Origin of the sequence: Kitasatospora sp. NPDC093679 (assembly GCF_040683455.1) — a bacterium.
Classification (GTDB): Bacteria; Actinomycetota; Actinomycetes; order Streptomycetales; family Streptomycetaceae; genus Kitasatospora; species Kitasatospora arboriphila.
In genome coordinates, this window is record NZ_JBFBDW010000046.1 from 25,531 (window position 1) to 46,418 (window position 20,888).

19 protein-coding genes and 2 riboswitches are annotated in these 20,888 nt (G+C 71.4%); of the genes, 8 read left to right on the plus strand and 11 right to left on the minus strand.

The window, feature by feature from the left end; genetic code table 11:
• Positions 1–163: 163 nt before the first annotated feature.
• The 4 genes from AB0O09_RS29270 to AB0O09_RS29285 form a co-directional block, all read right to left on the minus strand.
• The gene (locus tag AB0O09_RS29270) at positions 164–1,231 is read right to left on the minus strand and encodes an NlpC/P60 family protein (RefSeq protein WP_363546558.1); all 1,068 of its coding nucleotides are present in this window, start codon (positions 1,229–1,231) and stop codon (positions 164–166) included.
• A gap of 10 nt (positions 1,232–1,241) precedes the next feature.
• A riboswitch (cyclic di-AMP (ydaO/yuaA leader) is annotated at positions 1,242–1,430 on the minus strand.
• Positions 1,431–1,789: 359 nt separating this feature from the next.
• On the minus strand, positions 1,790–2,818 hold the full coding sequence (locus AB0O09_RS29275; RefSeq protein ID WP_344626715.1) for an NlpC/P60 family protein: 1,029 nt from the start codon (positions 2,816–2,818) through the stop codon (positions 1,790–1,792).
• Between the two features lie 191 nt (positions 2,819–3,009).
• The gene (locus tag AB0O09_RS29280; RefSeq protein ID WP_363546634.1) at positions 3,010–4,371 is read right to left on the minus strand and encodes an NYN domain-containing protein; all 1,362 of its coding nucleotides are present in this window, start codon (positions 4,369–4,371) and stop codon (positions 3,010–3,012) included.
• A gap of 228 nt (positions 4,372–4,599) precedes the next feature.
• The gene (locus AB0O09_RS29285) at positions 4,600–4,872 is read right to left on the minus strand and encodes a hypothetical protein (protein WP_363546561.1); all 273 of its coding nucleotides are present in this window, start codon (positions 4,870–4,872) and stop codon (positions 4,600–4,602) included.
• A 149-nt stretch (positions 4,873–5,021) separates the two neighbouring features.
• Here AB0O09_RS29285 and AB0O09_RS29290 point away from each other — a divergent pair, with 149 nt between their 5' ends.
• Entirely contained in the window at positions 5,022–5,867 is an 846-nt protein-coding gene (locus AB0O09_RS29290; RefSeq protein WP_363546563.1) for a rhomboid family intramembrane serine protease, read from the plus strand.
• Positions 5,864–6,145, plus strand: coding sequence for an Lrp/AsnC ligand binding domain-containing protein (locus tag AB0O09_RS29295; protein ID WP_030262969.1), 282 nt, complete (start codon positions 5,864–5,866; stop codon positions 6,143–6,145). The genes AB0O09_RS29290 and AB0O09_RS29295 overlap by 4 nt, the downstream gene beginning before the upstream one ends.
• Positions 6,146–6,176: 31 nt before the next feature.
• Here the strand turns inward: AB0O09_RS29295 and AB0O09_RS29300 are convergent, their stop codons facing one another.
• From AB0O09_RS29300 to AB0O09_RS29310, 3 genes are all read right to left on the minus strand, one after another.
• Entirely contained in the window at positions 6,177–7,544 is a 1,368-nt protein-coding gene (locus tag AB0O09_RS29300) for an aminotransferase class V-fold PLP-dependent enzyme (RefSeq protein WP_363546565.1), read from the minus strand.
• Positions 7,545–7,593: 49 nt separating this feature from the next.
• Positions 7,594–7,711, minus strand: a riboswitch (SAM riboswitch).
• A 113-nt stretch (positions 7,712–7,824) separates the two neighbouring features.
• Positions 7,825–8,898, minus strand: a complete 1,074-nt coding sequence (gene trpD, locus AB0O09_RS29305; RefSeq protein ID WP_363546568.1) for an anthranilate phosphoribosyltransferase — start codon at positions 8,896–8,898, stop codon at positions 7,825–7,827.
• A 131-nt stretch (positions 8,899–9,029) separates the two neighbouring features.
• Positions 9,030–9,455, minus strand: coding sequence for a hypothetical protein (locus AB0O09_RS29310; protein ID WP_263105755.1), 426 nt, complete (start codon positions 9,453–9,455; stop codon positions 9,030–9,032).
• 324 nt (positions 9,456–9,779) lie between these two features.
• On the opposite strand from AB0O09_RS29310, the gene AB0O09_RS29315 reads away from it, so the two are divergent.
• From AB0O09_RS29315 to AB0O09_RS29335, 5 genes are all read left to right on the plus strand, one after another.
• Positions 9,780–10,400, plus strand: coding sequence for a heme-copper oxidase subunit III (locus tag AB0O09_RS29315; protein ID WP_030262982.1), 621 nt, complete (start codon positions 9,780–9,782; stop codon positions 10,398–10,400).
• Positions 10,401–10,555: 155 nt separating this feature from the next.
• The gene (locus AB0O09_RS29320; protein WP_030262986.1) at positions 10,556–11,362 is read left to right on the plus strand and encodes a c-type cytochrome; all 807 of its coding nucleotides are present in this window, start codon (positions 10,556–10,558) and stop codon (positions 11,360–11,362) included.
• 8 nt (positions 11,363–11,370) lie between these two features.
• Entirely contained in the window at positions 11,371–12,423 is a 1,053-nt protein-coding gene (locus AB0O09_RS29325; RefSeq protein ID WP_363546572.1) for a Rieske 2Fe-2S domain-containing protein, read from the plus strand.
• Positions 12,420–14,078, plus strand: coding sequence for a cytochrome bc complex cytochrome b subunit (locus AB0O09_RS29330; protein ID WP_363546575.1), 1,659 nt, complete (start codon positions 12,420–12,422; stop codon positions 14,076–14,078). The genes AB0O09_RS29325 and AB0O09_RS29330 overlap by 4 nt, the downstream gene beginning before the upstream one ends.
• Before the next feature lie 115 nt (positions 14,079–14,193).
• A complete protein-coding gene (locus AB0O09_RS29335; RefSeq protein ID WP_363546578.1) occupies positions 14,194–14,562 on the plus strand; it encodes a GntR family transcriptional regulator in 369 nt (122 codons plus the stop codon).
• A 14-nt stretch (positions 14,563–14,576) separates the two neighbouring features.
• Here AB0O09_RS29335 and AB0O09_RS29340 read toward each other — a convergent pair whose 3' ends face one another.
• From AB0O09_RS29340 to AB0O09_RS29355, 4 genes are all read right to left on the minus strand, one after another.
• Positions 14,577–15,845: an Ig-like domain-containing protein gene (locus AB0O09_RS29340; protein WP_363546581.1), complete on the minus strand. Its 1,269-nt coding sequence runs from the start codon at positions 15,843–15,845 to the stop codon at positions 14,577–14,579.
• Between the two features lie 182 nt (positions 15,846–16,027).
• Positions 16,028–16,426, minus strand: a complete 399-nt coding sequence (locus AB0O09_RS29345) for a cytochrome c oxidase subunit 4 (RefSeq protein ID WP_363546584.1) — start codon at positions 16,424–16,426, stop codon at positions 16,028–16,030.
• On the minus strand, positions 16,426–18,108 hold the full coding sequence (gene ctaD, locus AB0O09_RS29350) for a cytochrome c oxidase subunit I (RefSeq protein WP_363546637.1): 1,683 nt from the start codon (positions 18,106–18,108) through the stop codon (positions 16,426–16,428). The genes AB0O09_RS29345 and ctaD overlap by 1 nt, the downstream gene beginning before the upstream one ends.
• A gap of 89 nt (positions 18,109–18,197) precedes the next feature.
• On the minus strand, positions 18,198–19,079 hold the full coding sequence (locus AB0O09_RS29355; protein WP_344626703.1) for a cytochrome c oxidase subunit II: 882 nt from the start codon (positions 19,077–19,079) through the stop codon (positions 18,198–18,200).
• Positions 19,080–19,419: 340 nt separating this feature from the next.
• Between AB0O09_RS29355 and AB0O09_RS29360 the strand changes: the two genes are divergently transcribed.
• Positions 19,420–20,880: an aminotransferase class V-fold PLP-dependent enzyme gene (locus AB0O09_RS29360; protein WP_363546587.1), complete on the plus strand. Its 1,461-nt coding sequence runs from the start codon at positions 19,420–19,422 to the stop codon at positions 20,878–20,880.
• Positions 20,881–20,888: the final 8 nt, after the last annotated feature.

The window sequence follows — 20,888 nt, forward strand, 5'->3', positions numbered from 1 at the left end:
GGCAGACGTTAGCGAGTCCGGCCGGGCTAGTCCAAACCCTGCCAGCACCGAATATTTGACCTTCAATCGGACATTCTGCCGACCGGGCCGCCGGGTGCGGCAACGGCCGCGGGCCCGGCCCCACAGGGGGAGCCGGGCCCGCGGGGAGCCGCCGGACGGACCGTCAGACCCGGACGATCGCCGAGATCGGCATGGCCGTCGCCGAGACGTAGCGGACGACCGCACCGGTGTGCGGCGCGTGGATGACCTGCCCGCCGCCCACGTACATGCCGACGTGGTGCTGGTCGCTGTAGTAGATCACCAGGTCGCCGGGCTTGGCGTTGGCGATGTTGGTGCCGATGTTGGTGCCCGCGCCGGCCTGGGACTGCGAGGTGCGCGGGATCGAGACGCCGGCCTTGCCGTACGCCCACTGCATCAGACCGGAGCAGTCGAAGGTGCTCGGGCCGGTCGCACCGTACACGTACGGGGCGCCCAGCGCGGACTTGACGGCCGCGATCGCCTTGGCGGTGTACGAGCCCGAGGGCACGTCCGCACTGCCGAGGTCGGGACGGGCGGTGTCCCGCGAGGCGCGGTCCGCGGTGGACTTGGCCGCGGAGGCCGCCTTCGCCTCGGCCGCGGCGAGGTCGTCCTTCTCCTTCTGGGTGAGGGTGTTCAGCAGGGCGCTGGCCTTGGCCAGCTTGTCCTGGAACTCCTCCTTCTTGGCCTTCAGCGCGCGGGTGCTGGTGTCCAGCTCGGCGAGCTTGTGCTCGGCCTCGGCCTTCTGGCCGTCCAGCTTGGCCTGCTCGGCCTTGAAGGACTTGAGGGTGTCGGCCTGGGTGGCGCTCATCCGGCTGACCGCGCCGGCCTGACCCAGGAACTCGCCCGGGTTGCTGGAGAGCATCAGCTGGACGGTCGGCGAGATGCCGCCGTCGCGGTACTGCTGGGCCGCGACCTCGGCGAGGCGGCCCTGGACGCCGCTGACCTCCGCCTGCTGGCGGGCGACCTGGTCCTGCAGCTGGGTGACCTGCTTCTGCAGGTCCTGCTGCTTCTGCTCGGCCGCGAGGTAGGCCTCGTTGGAGGCCTCGGCCTGCTCGTTGAGCTGGTCGACCTGGGCCGCGACCTGCTCCTTGGTGGGGGTCGGGTCCGCGTGCGCGCCGGTCTGCGAGGAGAGGGCCACCGCAGTGGCGGCTGCCGCAGTCAGGATCGAGGCGCGGGTACGGCCGACGGGCTTGGGACGACGATGGGACGCCACGAAGGCGGACTCCTTCTTCCTCACACCGCCTACCGGGTGAGCTGACGGGTTCGGGCCGGAAGCATTGCCCTACGACGCCTCACGCCCGCACCCGCCCGTCCGCGGTCCGACCGCGGCCCGGCCGGCGCGGCCGACCTGACGCCGATTCACCCCGGGGGAAACGTGGTTCCCCGGCTCCGTTCGACAGCACCCCCGCAGGGGCTCCCCGTGGACGGTCGGGACCGTCCTGCTGCGTCGCGGACTCGGCGGCGACCACCGCCGTCGCCCGGGTTGGGCGAACCACTGTGCGGTGATCCGTGGGGATGACCCTAGTAACCGATCCGTGATCCGTTCAAATCCTTGTCAGAAAAACGACGGGGAAATGTTGTCGTGAAAATGTGATTGCGACCGCCAGTGACCGGCGATCCACGCTCGGATGACGCGATGTCACCCGCCGGCGGACAAAACGCGACGCCCGGGCGTGTCGGAGATCACACGGTGATCGCGACACGCCCGGGCGTGTCATGCGGCATCAGAAACGCCACAGGTGAGGCTTATGTCCGAATTGCTACCGGAGGGTCAGACGCGGCGGATCGTCTTGATCGGCAGGGTGTCGGCGTCCATCACCTTCACCACGTCGCCGGTGTGCGGCGCGTGGACGACGAGGCCGTTGCCGATGTACATGCCGACGTGGTGCGCGTCCGAGTAGTAGATGACGAGGTCACCCGGCTGGGCGTCGGCCAAGGAGGGTACCCGGGCGCCGACGCTCGCCTGCGACTGCGAGGTGCGCGGCAGCGACACGCCGGCCTTGGCGTACGCCCAGACCATCAGACCGGAGCAGTCGAAGGAGTTCGGGCCGGTGGCGCCCCAGACGTACGGGGTGCCGCGCTTGCCCATCGCCGCGGCGACCGCGGTGGCCGCGTAACCGGAGGCCGGCGGCAGGCTGCCCAGGTCGTAACGGCTGTCGCCGCGCGAGGCGCGGTCGGTGCCGAGGACCGCGGCGCGCTCGGCGGCGGTCAGCGTGCTCAGCAGGCTCTGGGCCTCGGAGAGCTTCTTCTGGACCTCCGACTTGGCGTCGTTCAGGACCTGGGTGGAGCGGTCCAGCTCGGACAGGATGGCGGCGGCCTCCTGCTTCTGCTGGTCCAGCCGGCGCTGCTGGTCCCGCAGGCCCTTCAGCGTCGAGGCCTGGGTGTCGGTGGCCTGCTCGTTGCTGGACGCCTTCGCGAGGTAGTTGTCCGGGTTCGAGGAGAGCATCAGCGCGACCGTCGGGTCGACGCCGCCGGTGCGGTACTCGTCGGCCGCGACCGCGGACAGGCCCGACGCCACCTGGGAGAGCTGCTCCTGGCTGCGGGCGATCTGGTCCTGCAGCTGGTCGGCCTGCTTGCGGAGCTGGTCGGCCCGCTCCTTGGCGCCGTTGTACTTCTCGGCCGCCTGCTCCTGCTCCTCGAGCAGCTTGTCGACCTGGACCTTCACCTCGTCCTTGCTCGGCTTCGCCGGCGCGGCGTGCGCGGCGGCCTGGGCCGACAGGGCGACCGCGGTCGCGGCGGCAGCGGTGAGCACGGTGACCCGCGCGCGGCTCGGCTGCTTGGGACGGCGGTGGGAGGCCAAGGGACTAGCTCCTTCTTCCTGCTGGACTCACCCGATCGGGTGGACGTCCGGAAAATAGGTTTGACGCCAGACCCTAGTGAAGATCCGCCTCCTGCGCCACTCCCGTGCCGGGCGAACTTGGCGCGGAACGCTGGATTTCACCACCCCGACACAACCCCGCCACCCGGCCCTCCACCTGGGCCGACGGCCCGTCAGGGCCGGGCGAGCCGGTTGAGCAGCAGGATCGACGCGACCGGGCGTGCACCGGCCTTCCGTACGCCGTCCGCGACCTCCCGATCCGTGGAGACCACCACGACCGGCCGGCCCTGCGGCTCGGCCCGCACCAGGCGGCGGATCAGCTCGTCCGCGGTCTCCCCGGTGCGGCTGAAGCGCACCCGGACCCCGCGCGGCGGCGCCATGATCACCGGGACGTCGAGGTCCTGCCCGTCGAAGACGCAGGTGACCTCGGCCTGGGTGCGCTGCGCGAGCATCGCCAGACCGCCCAGCAGCCGCATCCGCTGCTGCTCCAGCGGCAGCGTCGGGTACCCGGTCTTGGTCACGTTGTAGCCGTCGACGACCAGGTGCACCTGAGGGATCGCCAGCAACTGGTCGAGCAGTGCGGGGTCGTCCTCCGCCAGACCGCGGCGCGCCACGTCGTGCGGGTTGGCCGAGCCCGGCTCGACCGCCTCCACCAGGTCGGCCGGGCGCAGCTGCGCCACCGGCAGCGCCAGCTCGCGCTGCAGGCCCTGCGCCGACTGCAGCACCGTGTCGAGCAGCAGCCGCAGCCGCATGTCCTCCACGCTGCGGCCCTCGCGCGCCGACCGCCGGCCGGCCTCCGCGGCCGTCTCCAGCTCGGTGATCCGGTGCCGCAGGCGCCGGGCCTCGCCGTCCGCCGCACTGCGCTCGGCGGCCGCGGCGGCCCGCGCCGCCTCCAGCTCGGTCGCCAGCTTGCGGGCCTCGGCCTGCGCCCGCCGGGTGTCGCTCTCCAGGCTCCGGACGCGCTTGCGCAGCGACTCCACCTCCCGGCGGACGCCCTCCGACTCTGCGCGGTGCCGGTCCAGGTCCGCGCGGGCGGCGGCACGCACCTCCGTCAGTTCGGCCTGCAGCTTCTCCACCACCCGGGCGGCCTCGGCGGCGGCGCCCTCGGCGTCCGCCCGCTCGACCTCGTCGCCCGCCTCGACCACCAGCCGGCTCCAGCCGGCCGGGCGCAGCAGGTAGGCGGCGGCGGCCACGTCCATCGGGTCGGCGGCGGCCGGCACGGCGCCGGACTCCAGCGCCTTCACCAGGTCGGGCTGGCCGAGCCGCAGCCGATCGGCTATCCGGACGCGGAAGACCGGCTCCGCGTCCAGCGCCGCGGCCAGCGCGGTCGCCGCGTACTTGGCGCGCCGGGCCGGGGTGAACTTGGCGTACGGGCGCAGTCCCGCGGGCAGTTCGCCGGGCGGGATGGCGCCGAGCGCGTCGGCGGCGATGCCCACGACCCGGCGGCGGACCCCTTCGGGCAACGGCCGGTCCAACTGCTCGGACGGTGCGTCCCCGGCCGCGGGCTCCTGCCCGGCCCCGGCGGCGTCCGGCAGCTCCGCGTCCGCGGCGGGCTGCTGCCCCTGCGGCTCGGCCGGCCCGCTCGCTGCGTCCACCACGTCCTCGGCTCCGATTCTGGTCCCCGGGCCCGCGCGGCCGGTGGCCGCTGCCCTCGAAATGCACCGCTCTGTGCAATTGTCCCGTCTACCGTGCCCCGCCGGGCACCGTGCCACACACCCCGGCGGCGCCAGGGGCTCCACCGGGGTGTGTCGGAAGCGCGAGGCTCAGGCCTTCGGCTCGTCCTCGGCCGGCTGCTCGGCGGCGTCGGCGCCGGGGCGGGCCACCAGTTCCACCTGGTCGACCGCGTTGCACCAGCGGCAGCGGACCGACTCCAGGGTCTCGCTGAGCACCTCGGTCTCCTCCACCTTGGACTCGCCGCCGAGGTCGAAGTGCAGGTACTCCACCACCCGGGCCGAGCGCGTCACGTCGAAGCGGGTGAGGTTCCCGCAGAGCGTGCAGCGCCAGCGGGTCTCGGCGGTGGGGGCGGCGATGGTCATCGGAGGTCCTCTCGGATGGTCCGGGTCCGGTCCTCCAAGCCTATTGCGTGCGGCTCTTCCGGCGGTCACCGGTCCTGAAGGGCGGACAGGTCACCCGCTTGCAGCACCGGGCGGTGTCACCGCGGGTACACCGAGGAATGCTCGCTGTCATGGCCGTCCCCGCCCCCGTCCCCGCCCCCGTGCGCGCAACGGCGGGCCGGGACGCCGCCGCGCCGGCGCGCACGCCGGTGGTCACCTACGCGCTGATCGCGCTGAGCGCCCTCGTCCTGCTGGCCGGCCCGAGCTTCGGCCTCAATCCGCGGTACGGCACCGGCAACGCCCGCGTCTGCGCGGAGCAGCGCTTCGAGCAGCACTGGGGGGCCGTCCCCGCGGAGCTGCTCGCCAACCGGCCGCTGGACGCCGGCCGGCTGGCGGCGCTGCCCCCGGCGGTGCCGGGCTGCACCGTCCCTCCCACCCCGCACAAGATCCCCTTCCTGTCGGTGCTCAGCTCGCTGTTCGTCCACGCGGGCTGGCTGCACCTGGTGGGCAACCTGCTCTTCCTCTACGTCTTCGGCCCGGACGTGGAGGAGCGCCTCGGACGGCTGCGCTTCCTCCTCTTCTATCTGGGCATCGGCTACCTGGCGACGTACGGCTGGGCACTGGCGGAGTCGGACTCCACGGAGTCGGTGCGGGCGCTGGTCGGCGCCTCGGGGGCGATCGCCGGGGTACTCGGCGGGTACCTGCGGTGCTATCCGCGGGCCCGGGTCACCGCGCTGGTGCCGGTGCTGTTCTTCCTGCCGCTGCGGTTCCCGGCCTGGCTGGTGCTCGGCCTGTGGTTCGCCCTGCAGTGGTGGCCGGTGGGCCCGGCGGTGCCGGGCGTGGCCTACCTGGTGCACGTGATCGGCTTCAGCGCGGGGTGGCTGCTCGCGCGCCCGGTGCGGCCCCGGACAGGGCAGACGCGCCGCCTGACGGCGGATACGCTGGGCGGAACCCCACACACAGGAGCCGAAGAGTGATCACCGCGATCGTCCTCATCAAGACCAGCGTCGACCGGATCCCCGAGATCGCCGAGGCGATCGCCGCGATCGAGGGCGTCAGCGAGGTCTACTCGGTGACCGGCAGCTACGACCTGGTGGCGATGGTCCGCGTCCGGCAGCACGAGGACCTCGCCGAGGTGATCCCCGGTCAGGTCAACAAGGTCCCGGGCGTCGAGCACACCGAGACCCAGATCGCCTTCCGCACCTACTCCCAGCACGACCTGGAAGCCGCCTTCGCCCTCGGCCTCGACGAGTAGGTGCACCCCGGGGGCGCGCACCCCGAACGCCTCAGGCCGCGCGGTCGGTGTCCGCGACGCAGCGGCCGCCCTCGTTGCGGTAGGACCAGCGGGCGCCGTCGGTGACCAGCTCGCGGACGGCGGCCAGGAAGCGGTCCACGTGCTCCTCCGGGGTGCCCGCGCCGAAGCTGACCCGGATCGCGTTGAGGCTCCGCTCCCCCGGCAGCGACGGCTCCGGCGCACCGCACGCGGACGGCGCCGCCTCCTCCCCGCCGAGCAGCGTCCGCACCAGCGGGTGCGCGCAGAACAGGCCGTCGCGGACGCCGATGCCGTACTCGGCGGAGAGCGCCGCCGAGAAGTGCGAGCTGTTCCAGCCGCGGACGACGAAGGAGAGCACGCCCACCCGGGCGGACCGCTCACCGAACAGGTTGAGCACCCTGACCTCGGGGATCCCGGCCAGCCCGGCGGTGAGCCGCTCGACGAGCGCCTGCTCGCGGGCCTCCAGGGCGTCGAACCCGGCCTCGGTGAGCGCCCGGCAGGCGGAGGCGATGGCGTAGGCGCCGATCACGTTGGGCGAGCCGGCCTCGTGGCGGGCCGGGCCGGTGTGCCACTCGACGGCCACCGAGCCGTCGGCCTCCCGGGCGACGGTGCGGCTGGCGCCGCCGCCCGCCAGGTAGGGCTCGGCGGCGTCGAGCCAGTCGCTGCGGCCGGCGAGCACCCCGGCGCCGAACGGCGCGTAGAGCTTGTGGCCGGAGAACGCGACCCAGTCGACGTCGAGTTCACGGACCGACAGGCGGTGGTGCGGGGCGAGCTGGGCGGCGTCCAGCACCACCCGGGCGCCGTGCCGGTGGGCGGTCTCGGTGAGTTCGGCGATCGGCCACAGTTCGCCGGTGACGTTGGAGGCGCCGGTGACGCACAGCAGGCGCGGGCCGTCCGGGGAGCCGGCGGCGAGGGCGGCGTCCAAGGCGGCGACGGCCTCGGCGTGCGAGCGCGGGGCGCGCAGGTACTCGACCGTCAGACCGGCGTGGCGCCAGGGCAGCAGGGAGGCGTGGTGCTCGGTCTCGAAGGCGAACACCCGGGTGCCGGCGGGGAGGGCCCCGGCGAGCAGGTTGAGCGAGTCGGTGGTGGCGCGGGTGAACACCACCTGGTCGCCCTCGCGCAGGTCGAGGAAGTCGGCGACGGTGCGGCGGCTCTGTTCGAACAGGTCGGTGGAGAGCTGCGAGAGGTAGCCGGCGCCGCGGTGGACGCTGCCGTAGTAGGGGGCGTAGGCGGCGACGTCGTCCCAGACCCGCTGCAGGGCGGGGGCGCTGGCGGCGTAGTCGAGTGCGGCGTAGCCGACCTTCTCACCGGTGGCGAGCGGCACCTGGACGTCGTGGCCGAGGACGGCGAGCGGGGCGCAGAGGTCGGTGGAAAGCGACATGAGGATGCACTCCTTCACGGGGTGGGGACCCCGGGGAGGCATCGCCGGAAGTCCGCGCTTGCCACGCGGACGGTTCGCCGCACGGCCCGGTCCTCACCCAGGGCACCCCGCCACGGACGGAGGGTTGCCGGACAGCAAGCTGGGGCTTGACGCTGCCACTCATGACCTGCGCAGGACTTTAGGTGACCGCTGTGCGACGGGTCAAGCACGACGGGGCGCGCGGGGGACCGGCCCTCGGCCGGATGCTCCCGCGCGCCCCGTGCGGCTCGCCGGCGGCCCGCTACTTGTTCGTCGCCTCGGCCCAGCGCTTGAGCGTCGCCTCCGCCGCGCCGGAGTCGACGGCCGCGGCCGCCCGCTCGATCCCGGCGGCGAGCTGCTCGGCGAGCGGTGCGTCGGTGAGGTCGAGCACCGCCAGCGCGGCGGCCGTGTTGAGCAGGACGGCGTCCCGCACCGGGCCGCGCTCACCGGCGAACAGCCGCCGTGCGACGGCCGCGTTGTGCTCGGCGTCGGCCCCGCGGAGGGCCTCGATCCCGGCCAGTTCGATCCCGACGTCCCGCGGGTCGAAGTCCGTCTCGGTGACGGTGCCGTCCTTGACGATCCACACGTGCGAGGTGGTGCAGACGGTCAGTTCGTCCAGGCCGTCGTCGCCGCGGAAGACCAGTGCGGTGGCGCCGCGCCGGGCGAAGACGCCGGCGATCAGTCCGGCGAGCCGGGTGTCGAAGCAGCCGACGGCGTGCGAGGTGACCCGGGCCGGGTTGGTCAGCGGGCCGAGGATGTTGAAGGCGGTCGGCACGCCGAGCCCGGCCCGCGCGGTCGCCGCGTGCCGCATCGCGGGGTGGAACTTCGCCGCGAAGCAGAAGGTCAGGCCGACCTCCTCGGCCACCTCGGCGACCCGCCGGGCGCCGAGGTCGAGGCTGATGCCGAGCTTCTGCAGCACGTCGGAGGAGCCGGACGCGGAGGAGGAGGCCCGGTTGCCGTGCTTGACGACCTTGGCGCCGGCCGCGGCCGCGACGATCGCCGACATGGTGGAGATGTTGACGGTCTTCGCGCGGTCGCCGCCGGTGCCGACGATGTCCACGGCCGGGCCGGGGATGTGCAGCGGCTCGGCGTGCGCGTACATCGCGTCGACCAGGCCGGCGATCTCCTCGACCGTCTCGCCCTTGGCGCGCAGCGCGACCATGAAGCCGGCGACCTGCACGGGTGAGGCCTCGCCGCTCATGATCTGGTCCATCGCCCAGGCGGTGTCCGCCTCCGCGAGGTCCTCGCCGCGCAACAGTGCCGTCAGGACGTCGGGCCAGGTGCGGACCACCTGCACGGGGTCCTTGCCGCCGTTCGCAGGGTTCACGTTCACCATGGCCGACTCCAGCTCTCATCGGTAGTGCGCCGATACAAGGGACGGAGTCAGCCTAGCGAGCGGCGGCGGGCGGCCGTGCCGATCCCGCCGCCCCTTCTCTCCTGATGAGACGGGTGGTGCCGCAGGCCCGGTCAGCGGTGGGCGGGCGTCCGCTTGGCGATCCGGGCGCGGAGCAGGGTGGCGGCGGCCTCGGCGAGGGCGACCGGGTCGACCGGCTGCGCGATGGCGGCGTCGGCGCGGCTCCAGGCGGCGAGCCAGGAGTCCTGCGGCCGGCCGATCAGGACGAGCACCGGCGGGCAGCCGTAGATCTCGTCCTTGAGCTGGCGGGTGAGGCCGAGGCCGCCGGCGGGGACGGCCTCGCCGTCCAGCACGCAGAGGTCCACGCCGCCGCGCTCCAGGGCGCGGAGCACCGCCGGGGTGGTGGCGCACTCCAGGTACTCGACGGCGGGCAGGTCCGCGGCGGGCCGGCGGCCCAGGGCCAGGGTGACCTGCTCGCGGGTGTTGCGGTCGTCGCTGTAGACGAGAACGGTGAGCGTCTCGTCGGTCGTGTGCGCCATGGGCCCTGCTCCCGGGTGCTCGTCCTCTTAATATGTGCCGCTCCGAACGGCCCAGTGTGACCCGGACCACGTTCACCTCCGGATGCTACTCCGGCGGGGCCCTCCCGGTGAGTCCCTGACGCGATCTCCCTCAAGCCGCCGCGCCCGAATCTCACCCGCGCGGGGTACTCCGCCTCACCCACCCCGAACAACCGTCAGAAAACGGACACCCGGGCGGAGCAGCGCCGGACGTCCGCGCAGGCCAGCGCCAGGGGGGCATACCGCACGCACCGGACACTCCGAGGAGCACCCCCCGGCGTGAAGACGGAATAAGGGACCGACATAATGTCCGTCGTGGCGACAGCAACAGCAACAGAAACCGGACACGCGCACGGAGCGGTCAACAGGCCGAACCTGGTCAGCGTCGGAACCATCGTCTGGCTGAGCTCCGAGCTGATGTTCTTCGCGGCCCTGTTCGCGATGTACTTCACGCTCCGCTCGGTCATGGGATCGGAGTTCTGGACGGAGAAGGCGGACGCCCTCAACGTGCCGTTCTCCTCGGTGAACACCACGATCCTGGTGCTCTCCTCCCTCACCTGTCAGCTCGGCGTGTTCGCCGCCGAGCGCGGTGACGTGAAGAAGCTCCGCTCGTGGTTCACGATCACCTTCGTGATGGGCGCGATCTTCATCGGCGGCCAGATCTTCGAGTACACCGAGCTGGTCAAGGTGGACGGCCTGTCGCTGTCCTCCGACCCGTACGGCACGGTGTTCTACCTGACCACCGGCTTCCACGGCCTGCACGTGACGGGTGGTCTGATCGCCTTCCTGCTGGTCCTGGGGCGGACGTACGCCGCCAGGCGGTTCACGCACGAGCAGGCCACCGCCGCGATCGTGGTGTCGTACTACTGGCACTTCGTCGACGTCGTGTGGATCGGCCTGTTCGCGACCATCTACCTGATCAAGTAAAGGCTGATCAGGTCGCTGGCCGCCGGCCGGAGAGCACCCGCCCCGCGCGGGAGCCCCGCCGACCAGTCCGCCCCGACCCGGGTACCGGCCCCGAGCAGACCGGTCCCACGGGCGCAGCCACCCAGCCGACCAGATCCTGACACCGGGGTTAATCCGTGAAAAAGCTCTCCGCACGACGGCGCCACCCACTGGCGGCGCTGGTCGTCCTACTTCTCGCCCTGGCGGCCACCGGGGGGCTGTACGCCGCGTTCGCGCCCGCCGAGAAGGCGCAGGCCGACACCTCCGCGCAGTCGCTCGCCATCGAAGAGGGCAAGAAGCTCTTCGCCGTGGGCTGCTCCTCCTGCCACGGCCTCGACGGCCAGGGCAGCTCCGACGGCCCGAGCCTGGTGGGCGTGGGCTCCGCCGCGGTCGACTTCCAGGTCGGCACCGGCCGCATGCCGGCCCAGCAGAGCGGCGCCCAGGTGCCCTCCAAGAAGGTCGTCTACTCCCAGGCGCAGATCGACCAGCTGGCCGCCTACGTGGCCTCGCTCGGCCCCGGCCCGGTCGCTCCGACCAAGGAGCAGTACACCTCCACCGACCCGAACGACGTGGCCAAGGGCGGCGAGCTCTTCCGGACCAACTGCGCCCAGTGCCACAACTTCGCGGGCAAGGGTGGCGCCCTGACGAAGGGCAAGTACGCCCCGACGCTGGAGAACACCTCCCCGAAGCACATCTACGAGGCCATGCAGACCGGCCCGCAGAACATGCCGTCGTTCCCCGACACCACCATGCCGGAGGAGCAGAAGAAGCAGATCGTGGCCTTCGTCAGCCACACCAACGACGAGCCCAGCCCCGGTGGCCTGTCCCTGGGCAGCCTCGGTCCGGTGACCGAGGGCCTGTTCGGCTGGATCTTCGCCCTCGGTGCGCTCATCGTGACCGCGATCTGGGTCGCCGCCCACACCACCAAGGCCAAGAAGTCATGAGCCACGAGATGTCTGACGAGAAGCTGCCGGAGTCGCACGGCTCCGAAGGGCACGAGGTCGCCGTTCACGGCGACCCGTTCGCCGACCCCGGTCTGCCGGCCCACGAGCCGCGCCGGACCGACATCGACGAGCGCGCCGCCAAGCGCGCGGAGCGGCAGGTCTCCCTGCTGTTCATCGTCTCGATGCTCGCCACCGTGGGCTTCATCGCCTCGTACGTGGCCATCGACATCGACAAGATCGTCTACATCTTCCCGCTGGGCCACGTCAGCGCGCTGAACTTCGCGCTCGGCATGACCCTCGGTGTGGCGCTCTTCTGCATCGGCGCGGGCGCCGTCCACTGGGCGCGCACCCTGATGTCGGACCACGAGATCCCGGCCGACCGTCACCCGATCGAGGCCGACGACGAGCTGCGTGCCGACGTCATCGAGCAGTTCAGGACGGGCGCCGCGGAGTCCGGCTTCGGCCGCCGCAAGATGCTCCGCAACACCCTGATCGGCTCGATGGCCCTGGTGCCGCTGTCCGGCGTGGTGCTGCTGCGCGACCTGGGCCCGCTGCCCGAGGACAAGCTGGCGCACACCGGCTGGGAGGTGGCCACCCCGACCAAGCCCCTCAAGCTGATCAACATGAACACCAACGAGCCGATGAAGCCCGAGGACATCGTCACCGGCTCGCTGACCTTCGCCAAGCCCGAGGGACTGGAGGAGGACCAGGAGTTCTTCCAGGAGCAGATCGCCAAGGACGCCCTGATGATCATCCGGATCGCTCCGGAGGACCTGAAGGACCAGAAGTCCGCGGACCTCGGCTTCGAGGGCATCCTGGCCTACTCGAAGATCTGCACCCACGTCGGCTGCCCGATCAGCCTCTACGAGCAGCAGACCCACCACGCGCTCTGCCCCTGCCACCAGTCGACCTTCGACCTGGCGGACGGCGCGCGCGTCATCTTCGGCCCGGCCGGCCACCCGCTGCCGCAGCTGAAGATCACCACTGACGAGAAGGGCTTCCTGGTCGCCACCGGCGACTTCCAGGAGCCCGTCGGCCCGAGCTACTGGGAGCGGCCGTGAGCACCGCGAACAGCGCCAACTCCGGCGCATCCAAGCCGGCCAGCACCCGTGCCAAGCCTGCGAACAAGTTCGAGGCGGCCGCTGACTGGACGGACGGACGGCTGGGTATCTACACCCTCGCCAAGTCCAACCTGCGCAAGATCTTCCCGGACCACTGGTCCTTCATGCTGGGCGAGATCTGCCTCTACACCTTCATCATCATCATCCTGACCGGCGTCTACCTGACGCTGTTCTTCAAGCCGAGCATGGCCGAGACCGTCTACCACGGTTCGTACGCCCCGCTCAACGGCATCCGGATGTCCGAGGCGTACGCCTCGACCATGGACATCAGCTTCGAGGTGCGCGGCGGTCTGCTGATCCGCCAGATCCACCACTGGGCGGCGATCGTCTTCGTCGCCGCGATGCTGGTGCACATGATGCGCGTCTTCTTCACCGGCGCGTTCCGCAAGCCGCGCGAGATCAACTGGCTCTTCGGCGCCGGTCTGCTCTTCCTCGGCATGTTCGACGGCTTCATGGGCTACTCGCTCCCGGACGACCTGCTGTCCGGTACCGGTATCCGCTTCATGGAGGGCGCGATCCTGGCGGTGCCGCTGGTCGGCACGTACCTGCAGTTCTTCCTGTACGGCGGTCAGTTCCCCGGCACCGACATCGTGCCGCGGTTCTTCACCATCCACGTGCTGCTGATCCCGGGCATCATGCTGGGCCTGCTGGTGGCCCACCTGATCCTGGTCTTCTACCACAAGCACACCCAGTTCGCGGGCCCCGGCCGCACCGAGAAGAACGTCGTCGGCATGCCGCTGATGCCGGTCTACATGGCCAAGGCCGGTGGCTTCTTCTTCCTGGTGTTCGGCGTCATCGCGGCCGCCTCGGCGATCGCGACCGTCAACCCGATCTGGGCGTACGGCCCGTACCGCCCCGACCAGGTGTCCACCGACGCCCAGCCGGACTGGTACATGGGCTTCTCCGAGGGCCTGATCCGCGTCATGCCGGGCTGGGAGATCCGCGCCTGGGGCCACACCCTGAACCTGGGCGTGTTCATCCCGCTGATGGTCTTCCCGCTGGTCCTGATGGCCATCTGGGTCTACCCGTTCATCGAGGCCTGGGTCACCGGCGACAAGCGCGAGCACCACATCGCCGACCGCCCGCGCAACGCCCCGGTCCGCACCGGCTTCGGCGCGGCCTGGATCAGCCTGTACGTGCTGCTGCTCATCGGCGGTGGCAACGACCTGCTGGCGACGCACCTGCACCTGTCGATCAACTCGATCACCTACTTCGTCCGTGTCGGCTTCTTCGTCGTCCCGGTGCTGACCTTCTTCATCACCAAGCGGTGGTGCCTGGGTCTGCAGCGCCGCGACAAGGACAAGGTGCTGCACGGCCGCGAGAGCGGCATCATCAAGCGCCTGCCGCACGGTGAGTTCGTCGAGATCCACGAGCAGCTGCCGCAGGACAAGCTGTACAAGCTCACCGCGCACGAGCAGCCGCAGCCGCTGGAGCTCCCGGCCGAGGTCGACGAGAACGGCGTGGCCCGCAAGGCCGGCCGGATCGCGAAGACCCGCGCCAAGCTCTCCGAGGCCTTCTACGGCGAGGGCGGCCAGATCGCCAAGCCGACCGCCGAGGAGCACCACGAGATCACCAGCGGCCACGGCCACCACTGATCCCGTAGAGATCGCCACAGCCCGAGGGCCCCTGCCGAACCGGCAGGGGCCCTCGGCCTTTCCGCACCCGGGGCGGACCCGGGCCGGCCCTCCCGGGCCCTGTCACAATGGGCCCGTGCAGCTGACCATCGATCACACCGCCGCCACTCCCCCGTACGAGCAGGTGCGGAGCCAGATCGCGGAGCGCGCCCGCAGCGGCGAGCTGCCCGTGGGCCTGAAGCTCCCCACCGTCCGGGCGCTGGCCGAGGAGCTGGGGCTGGCGGCGAACACCGTCGCCCGCGCCTACCGCGAGCTGGAGGCCGACGGGGTGGTGGAGACCCACGGCCGGCGCGGCACCACGATCGCCGCCACCGGGGACAGCGCCCACCGGCTGGCCGCCGCCGCGGCCGCCGAGTTCGCGGAGCGGGTGCACCGCCTGGGCCTCGGCCGCGACGAGGCCCTGGCGGCCGCTCACACGGCCCTGCAGGCGGTCTACCGCGACTGAGGCCCAGGGGGGTGTCAGGGCTGGGGCTGCATGTCCCCGGAGGCCTGGACGGCCGTGTCGGCGCTGCCCGCGGTGGAGACCCGGGCACCCGTCGCCGAGTGCTTCACGTAGTCCGTCCAGCTGATGTTCCAGTCGCCGTAACCGTTGCCGAACGGCTCCATCTCGTGGCCGAGGCTGTTGACGACCTGGACGATGTCGCCGACCCGGGTGTTGTCGAAGAACCACTTGGCGTTCTCCGTGCTCATCCCGGTGCAGCCGTGGCTGACGTTGGCCTTGCCCTGGGAGCCGACCGACCAGGGGGCGGCGTGCACGTACTCGCCGCTCCAGGTCACCCGGGTGGCCCATTCCACCTGCAGGTCGTAGGAGTCGGCGCTGCCTGCGGCGATGCCGATGGTCTCGCCGCTCATCCGGACGCTGGCCTCCTGGCCGAGGACCACCTTGATGCCGTTGCGGGTGTCGAAACCCGGCTTGCCGGTGGTGACCGGGATCGTGCGGACCACCTCGCCGTTGCGGCGGTACGTCAGCTCGTGGGTGGCGGCGTCCACGACGGCCTCCACGCGGTCCCCGGTGCGGAAGGAGAGGCTGCTGGGCTCGCCGCCGTACAGGCCGTCGGACACCGCGGCGCCGGTGAGGTCGAAGGAGAGCTTCACCGTGGCGTTGGCCGGCCAGTACTGCTCGGGGCGGAAGTGCAGGTTGCTGTCGTCCACCCAGTACCAGGCGCCGGTCACGGCGGGCTGGGAGGTGACGGTGAGGCCCTGTTCGACCTCGCGGCGGGCCGCCGGGTCCTTGACCGGGGCGGAGAGCTTCACCGTGAGCGGCTGGCCGACGCCGTAGACGCCGCTGCCGGAGGAGTCCGGGCCGAGCTGGGCGGTGAGCAGGTTCTGCGCGGCGAGCGTGCTGAACGCCGTGGTGGTCTCGCCGCGGCCGCCCTTGCCGTCGTCGGCGGCTATTCGGGCGGTGTAGGCGGTGCCCGCCCGCAGCCGCCCGGTGGTGTGCCAGCTGTGCCCGTCGGCGGCCAGCTCACCGGCCACCAGTCGGCCGTCCGGGCCCGAGACGGTGACGTCCGTGAGGGTGCTGCCCGGTTGGGCGGTCACCGTGAAGGGCTTGGCGGGGTCCACCCGCTCCCCGGCCGAGGTCCGCACCAGCGGTGCGGCGTCGACGGTGCGGGTGACCGGTCCGACGGACCGGTCCTGGCTTCCGGACGAGCAGGCCGCGATCGGGGCCAGCAGGATGAGGGCCGTTATGCCGGCCTTGCCGTGTGCGAGTCTCCGACAACCGTTCACCGGTGCCTCCGAGGTCTCCCGACGATGTACCAGAGCCTAGGAACGGCGGGGAGCCGTCAGCACCCCGGGAGGCGGCCCGGTTGGACCGGGCGGGTGAGGCGGCGACGGAGCGTGAGTGCGGGCACGGCGAAGGGCCGGGCTCCCCCGAGGGGTGCCCGGCCCTTGGCCTGACGTGCCGGAACCTACTGGTTCTGGTCCTCGCCGCGGTAGAACTCGAAGACCCAGCCGTAAAGGCCGATCAGGATGATCGGCAGCGACCACCAGAGCAGCCACCAGCCGAAGATCACACCGAGGAAGGCCAGCGCGCCGCCGATGGCGAGCGCGAGCGGCTGCCAGCTGTGCGGGGCGAAGAAGCCCACCTCGCCGGCGTCGTCCGCGACCTCGGCCTCGGGGTTGTCACCCGCGCCGCTGTCCACCCGGCGGGCGGTGAAGGCGAGGTAGTACCCGATGAAGGCGCAGAGGCCGAACGCCAGGAACAGCGCGGTGGTGCCGGCCGGCTCCTTGGACCACAGGCCGTACACGACGGCCATGATCAGGATGAAGGCGGCGAAGCCGCCGAAGATCTTGCCCTGCTCCTTCATCAGGCGTCGCCCTCCTTCTTCTTGTCCAGCTGCGGACGGTCGTACTGCGCCGGGGTCACGCCCGCGAAGTGCTTCGCCGGCTCACCGTGGTTCTCCAGGTAGTCCAGCGCGGCGATCTCGGGGTGGTGCAGGTCGAACGCCGGGGATTCCGAGCGGATCCGCGGCAGCGTGAGGAAGTTGTGCCGCGGCGGCGGGCAGGAGGTCGCCCACTCCAGCGAGCGGCCGTAGCCCCACGGGTCGTCCACCTCGAGCTTCTCGCCGTACTTGGCGGTCTTCCAGACGTTGTAGAGGAACGGCAGGATCGACAGGCCGAGCAGGAACGAGCCGACGGTCGAGACGCTGTTCAGCGTGGTGAAGCCGTCGGAGGCCAGGTAGTCGGCGTAGCGGCGGGGCATGCCCTCCGCGCCGAGCCAGTGCTGGACGAGGAAGGTGGTGTGGAAGCCGATGAACAGCGTCCAGAAGGTGATCTTGCCGAGACGCTCGTCGAGCATCTTGCCGGTCATCTTCGGCCACCAGAAGTGGAAGCCCGCGAACATCGCGAAGACGACGGTGCCGAAGACCACGTAGTGGAAGTGGGCGACGACGAAGTACGAGTCCGAGACGTGGAAGTCGATCGGCGGGGAGGCGAGCAGAACGCCCGTCAGACCGCCGAACAGGAAGGTGACCAGGAAGCCGATCGTCCACAGCATCGGGGTCTCGAAGCTGAGCGAGCCCTTCCACATGGTGCCGACCCAGTTGAAGAACTTCACCCCGGTCGGGACGGCGATCAGGAAGGTCATGAAGGAGAAGAACGGCAGCAGCACCTGGCCGGTGACGTACATGTGGTGCGCCCACACCGTCACGGACAGACCGGCGATCGCGATGGTGGCCGCGATCAGGCCGGAGTAGCCGAACATCGGCTTGCGGCTGAAGACCGGGACGATCTCCGACACGATGCCGAAGAACGGCAGCGCGATGATGTACACCTCGGGGTGGCCGAAGAACCAGAAGAGGTGCTGCCACAGCATGGCGCCGCCGTTGGCCGGGTCGAAGACGTGCGCCCCGAACTTGCGGTCCGCCTCCAGGGCGAACAGGGCGGCGGCCAGGACCGGGAAGGCCAGCAGGACCAGCACGGCGGTCAGCAGGACGTTCCAGACGAAGATCGACATCCGGAACATCGTCATGCCGGGGGCGCGCATGCAGATGATGGTGGTGATGAAGTTGACCGCACCGAGGATGGTGCCGAAGCCGGAGAAGGCCAGGCCCATGATCCACATGTCGGCGCCGACGCCCGGCGAACGGACGGCGTCGGACAGCGGCGAGTAGGCGAACCAGCCGAAGTCGGCAGCGCCCTGCGGGGTCAGGAAGCCCGCCACCGCGATGACGGAGCCGAACAGGTAGAGCCAGTAGGCGAACATGTTCAGACGCGGGAAGGCGACGTCGGGAGCGCCGATCTGCAGCGGCATGATCCAGTTCGCGAAGCCCGCGAAGAGCGGGGTGGCGAACATCAGCAGCATGATCGTGCCGTGCATGGTGAACGCCTGGTTGAACTGCTCGTTCGAGAGGATCTGGGTCCCCGGACGGGCGAGTTCGGCGCGCATGACCAGGGCGAGGACGCCACCGATCAGGAAGAAGGCGAACGAGGTCGCCAGGTACATCGTGCCGATCGTCTTGTGGTCGGTGGTGGTGAGCCACTTGATGATCGCGTTGCCCCGCTTGTTGACACGGGCGCTCTTGCCGGCCGTGACGCCCCCGGCGCCCCCGCCGGCCGCGGCGGGCTCGTTGAGGATGGTCACTTCTCTTCACTTCCCGTGGTCTTCTCACCGGCGGCGTGGCCGGCTCCGAGGATGCCCGCGGGCACCGCGCCGGACTGGCCCTTGGCCCGAAGCTCCTTCAGGTGCTGCTCGTACTGGTCGTGGGTGACGACCTTGACGTTGAACAGCATCCGGGAGTGGTCCTGGCCGCAGAGCTCGGCGCACTTGCCGGCAAAGGTGCCGAAGGAGGTCGGGGTCACCTGGAACTTGTTCACCACGCCCGGCACGACGTCCATCTTCATGAGGAAGTTGACGGGCCAGAAGTCGTGGATCACGTCGTTGGAGGTCAGGACGAACTCCACCGACTCGTTGATCGGCAGGTACAGGGTGGGCACCTCGGCCGGCGTGCCGACGTCGTACGCGGCGTTGGTGTTGGCCGGGTCCGGGATCTCGGTGTTCTCGTAGTTGAACGCCCAGTTCCACTGGAAGCCCACCACGTTCACCACGTGCTGCGGCTTCGCGCTGACCGCGGTCAGGCGCGTCTCGTCGCGGGCGACGAAGTAGAAGAGCACCGAGACGATGACGAGGGGGACCGCGGTGTACAGCGCCTCGATGGGCACGTTGTACCGGGTCTGAGCGGGGATCTCCACCTTGGTGCGGCTACGCCGGTGGAAGATCACGCTCCAGAGGATCAGACCCCACATCAGTGCGCCCACTGCCAGCGCCGCGATCCACGAGCCCTGCCACATGTGGAGGACCAGGGGGCCTTCCTCGGTGACGGGCGAGGGGAGGCCAAGCCTGGGGAGGTCGTTGGCCGAGCAGCCGGTGGCGGTCGCGATGACGAGGCCCAGTGCCAGCGCCTGAGGCAGCTTCCGCCGCATCGTGCGCCGCGGCGAGCGGTCGGAGCCGTTGGGACTCACGTAGCGCCTTCCCGAAGTCTCGCCCGCGATCGCGCCGCCTCCGGGAGTGCTGTTCGCCTCCCCGGCGACCCGGCCACGGGCACGGTTTGAATGCTTATGCGGGCCAAACGCTACTGCATCCTTATGCGGCACTCACGAGCAGCCCCCGCTAACGCGCCGCCCGCCTACCCGATCAGCCGCGGCAGGCGTTCCGGTGCAGGTCATGGCAGGCATTCGAGGGTCCCACACCCGATCGGGGGACTCGACTGCGACACACGGGTGACGGATCGTCGCACCGGACGAATGCGGCGAAATCGGGTGCCGAGCCGGGCCGCGGGCCGGGCGGGGATAGCGTGGAAGGGTGTCGTACTTCGATGTGGCCTCCACCGCACCCCTGCACCCCGTCGCCCGGCAGGCGCTGAACGCGGCGATCGACGAGGGGTGGGCCGACCCGGCGCGGCTCTACCGCTCCGGGCGGCAGGCCCGCATGCTCCTGGACGCCGCCCGTGAGGGAGTCGCGGCGGACCTCGGCGCCCGGGCGGACGAGATCTCCTTCACCGCGAGCGGCACCCAGGCTGTCCAGCTCGGCATCCTCGGCGCACTGCGCGGCAACCGCCGCCGCGGCGCCCACCTGGTGCACTCCGCGGTCGAGCACTCCAGCGTGCTGCACACCGCCGAGCTGCACGAGGCCCAGGGCGGCGAGGTCGGCGTCGTCCCGGTCGACCGGCACGGCCGGGTGAAGGCCACCCAGTTCGCCGCCCGGCTGACCGACGCCACCGCGCTCGCCGTGCTGCAGAGCGCCAACCACGAGGTCGGCACCGTCCAACCGGTGGAGGAGGTCGCCGACCTGTGCGGCAACGTCGGCATCCCGCTGCTGGTGGACGCCGCCCAGAGCGCGGGCCGGCTGCCCGTCCCGCACGGCTGGTCGCTGCTGACCGCCAGCGCCCACAAGTGGGGCGGGCCGGCCGGCGTCGGCGTGCTCGCCGTCCGCAAGGGCGTGCGCTACGCCTCGCCGCTGCCCTCCGACGAGCGCGAGCGCGGTCGGGTGCCCGGCTACGTCAACGTGCCAGCGATCGTCGCGGCCGCCGCCTCGCTGCGCGCCGTCCGCGCCGAGGCCGAGCAGGAGAACGCCCGGCTGCACGCGCTGGTGGAACGCATCCGCACCCGGGTGCCCGCACTGGTGCCGGAGGTCGAGGTGGTCGGCGACCCGGTGCGCCGGCTCCCCCACGTCGTCACCTTCTCCTGCCTGTACGTGGACGGCGAGGTGCTGCTCGGCGAGCTGGACAAGGCCGGGTTCGCGGTCTCCTCGGGCTCCTCCTGCACCTCCTCCACGCTGACGCCGAGCCACGTGCTGGCGGCGATGGGGGTGCTGACCGAGGGCAACGTGCGGGTCTCGCTCCCGTACGGCACCGCGGAGGAGGACGTGGACCGCTTCCTCGCCGCGCTGCCCGAGCTGGTCGCGGCGGTCCGGGCCCCGCTCGGGCTCGACCTTCGGCTGCCCGCAGCGGAACCGGAACCGGTGGTGCGCACGGCGGATCCGTCGGCCGATCCGTCGGCGGATCCGGAGCCCGCGGGAGAGGCGGAGGCGCTGGTGCTGGACGCCCTCGGCAAGCGCTGCCCGCTGCCGGTGATCGACCTCGCCCGGCGGATCGGCGAGGTGCCGCCGGGCGGTACCGTCGTGGTGCTCGCCGACGACGAGGCGGCCCGGCTGGACATCCCGGCCTGGTGCGACATGCGGGCCCAGGAGTACCTGGGCGAGGCCCCGGCCGCGCGGTACGGCGCCGACCGGGGCACGGCCTACCTGGTGCGCCGGACGGACTGACCGCCCGG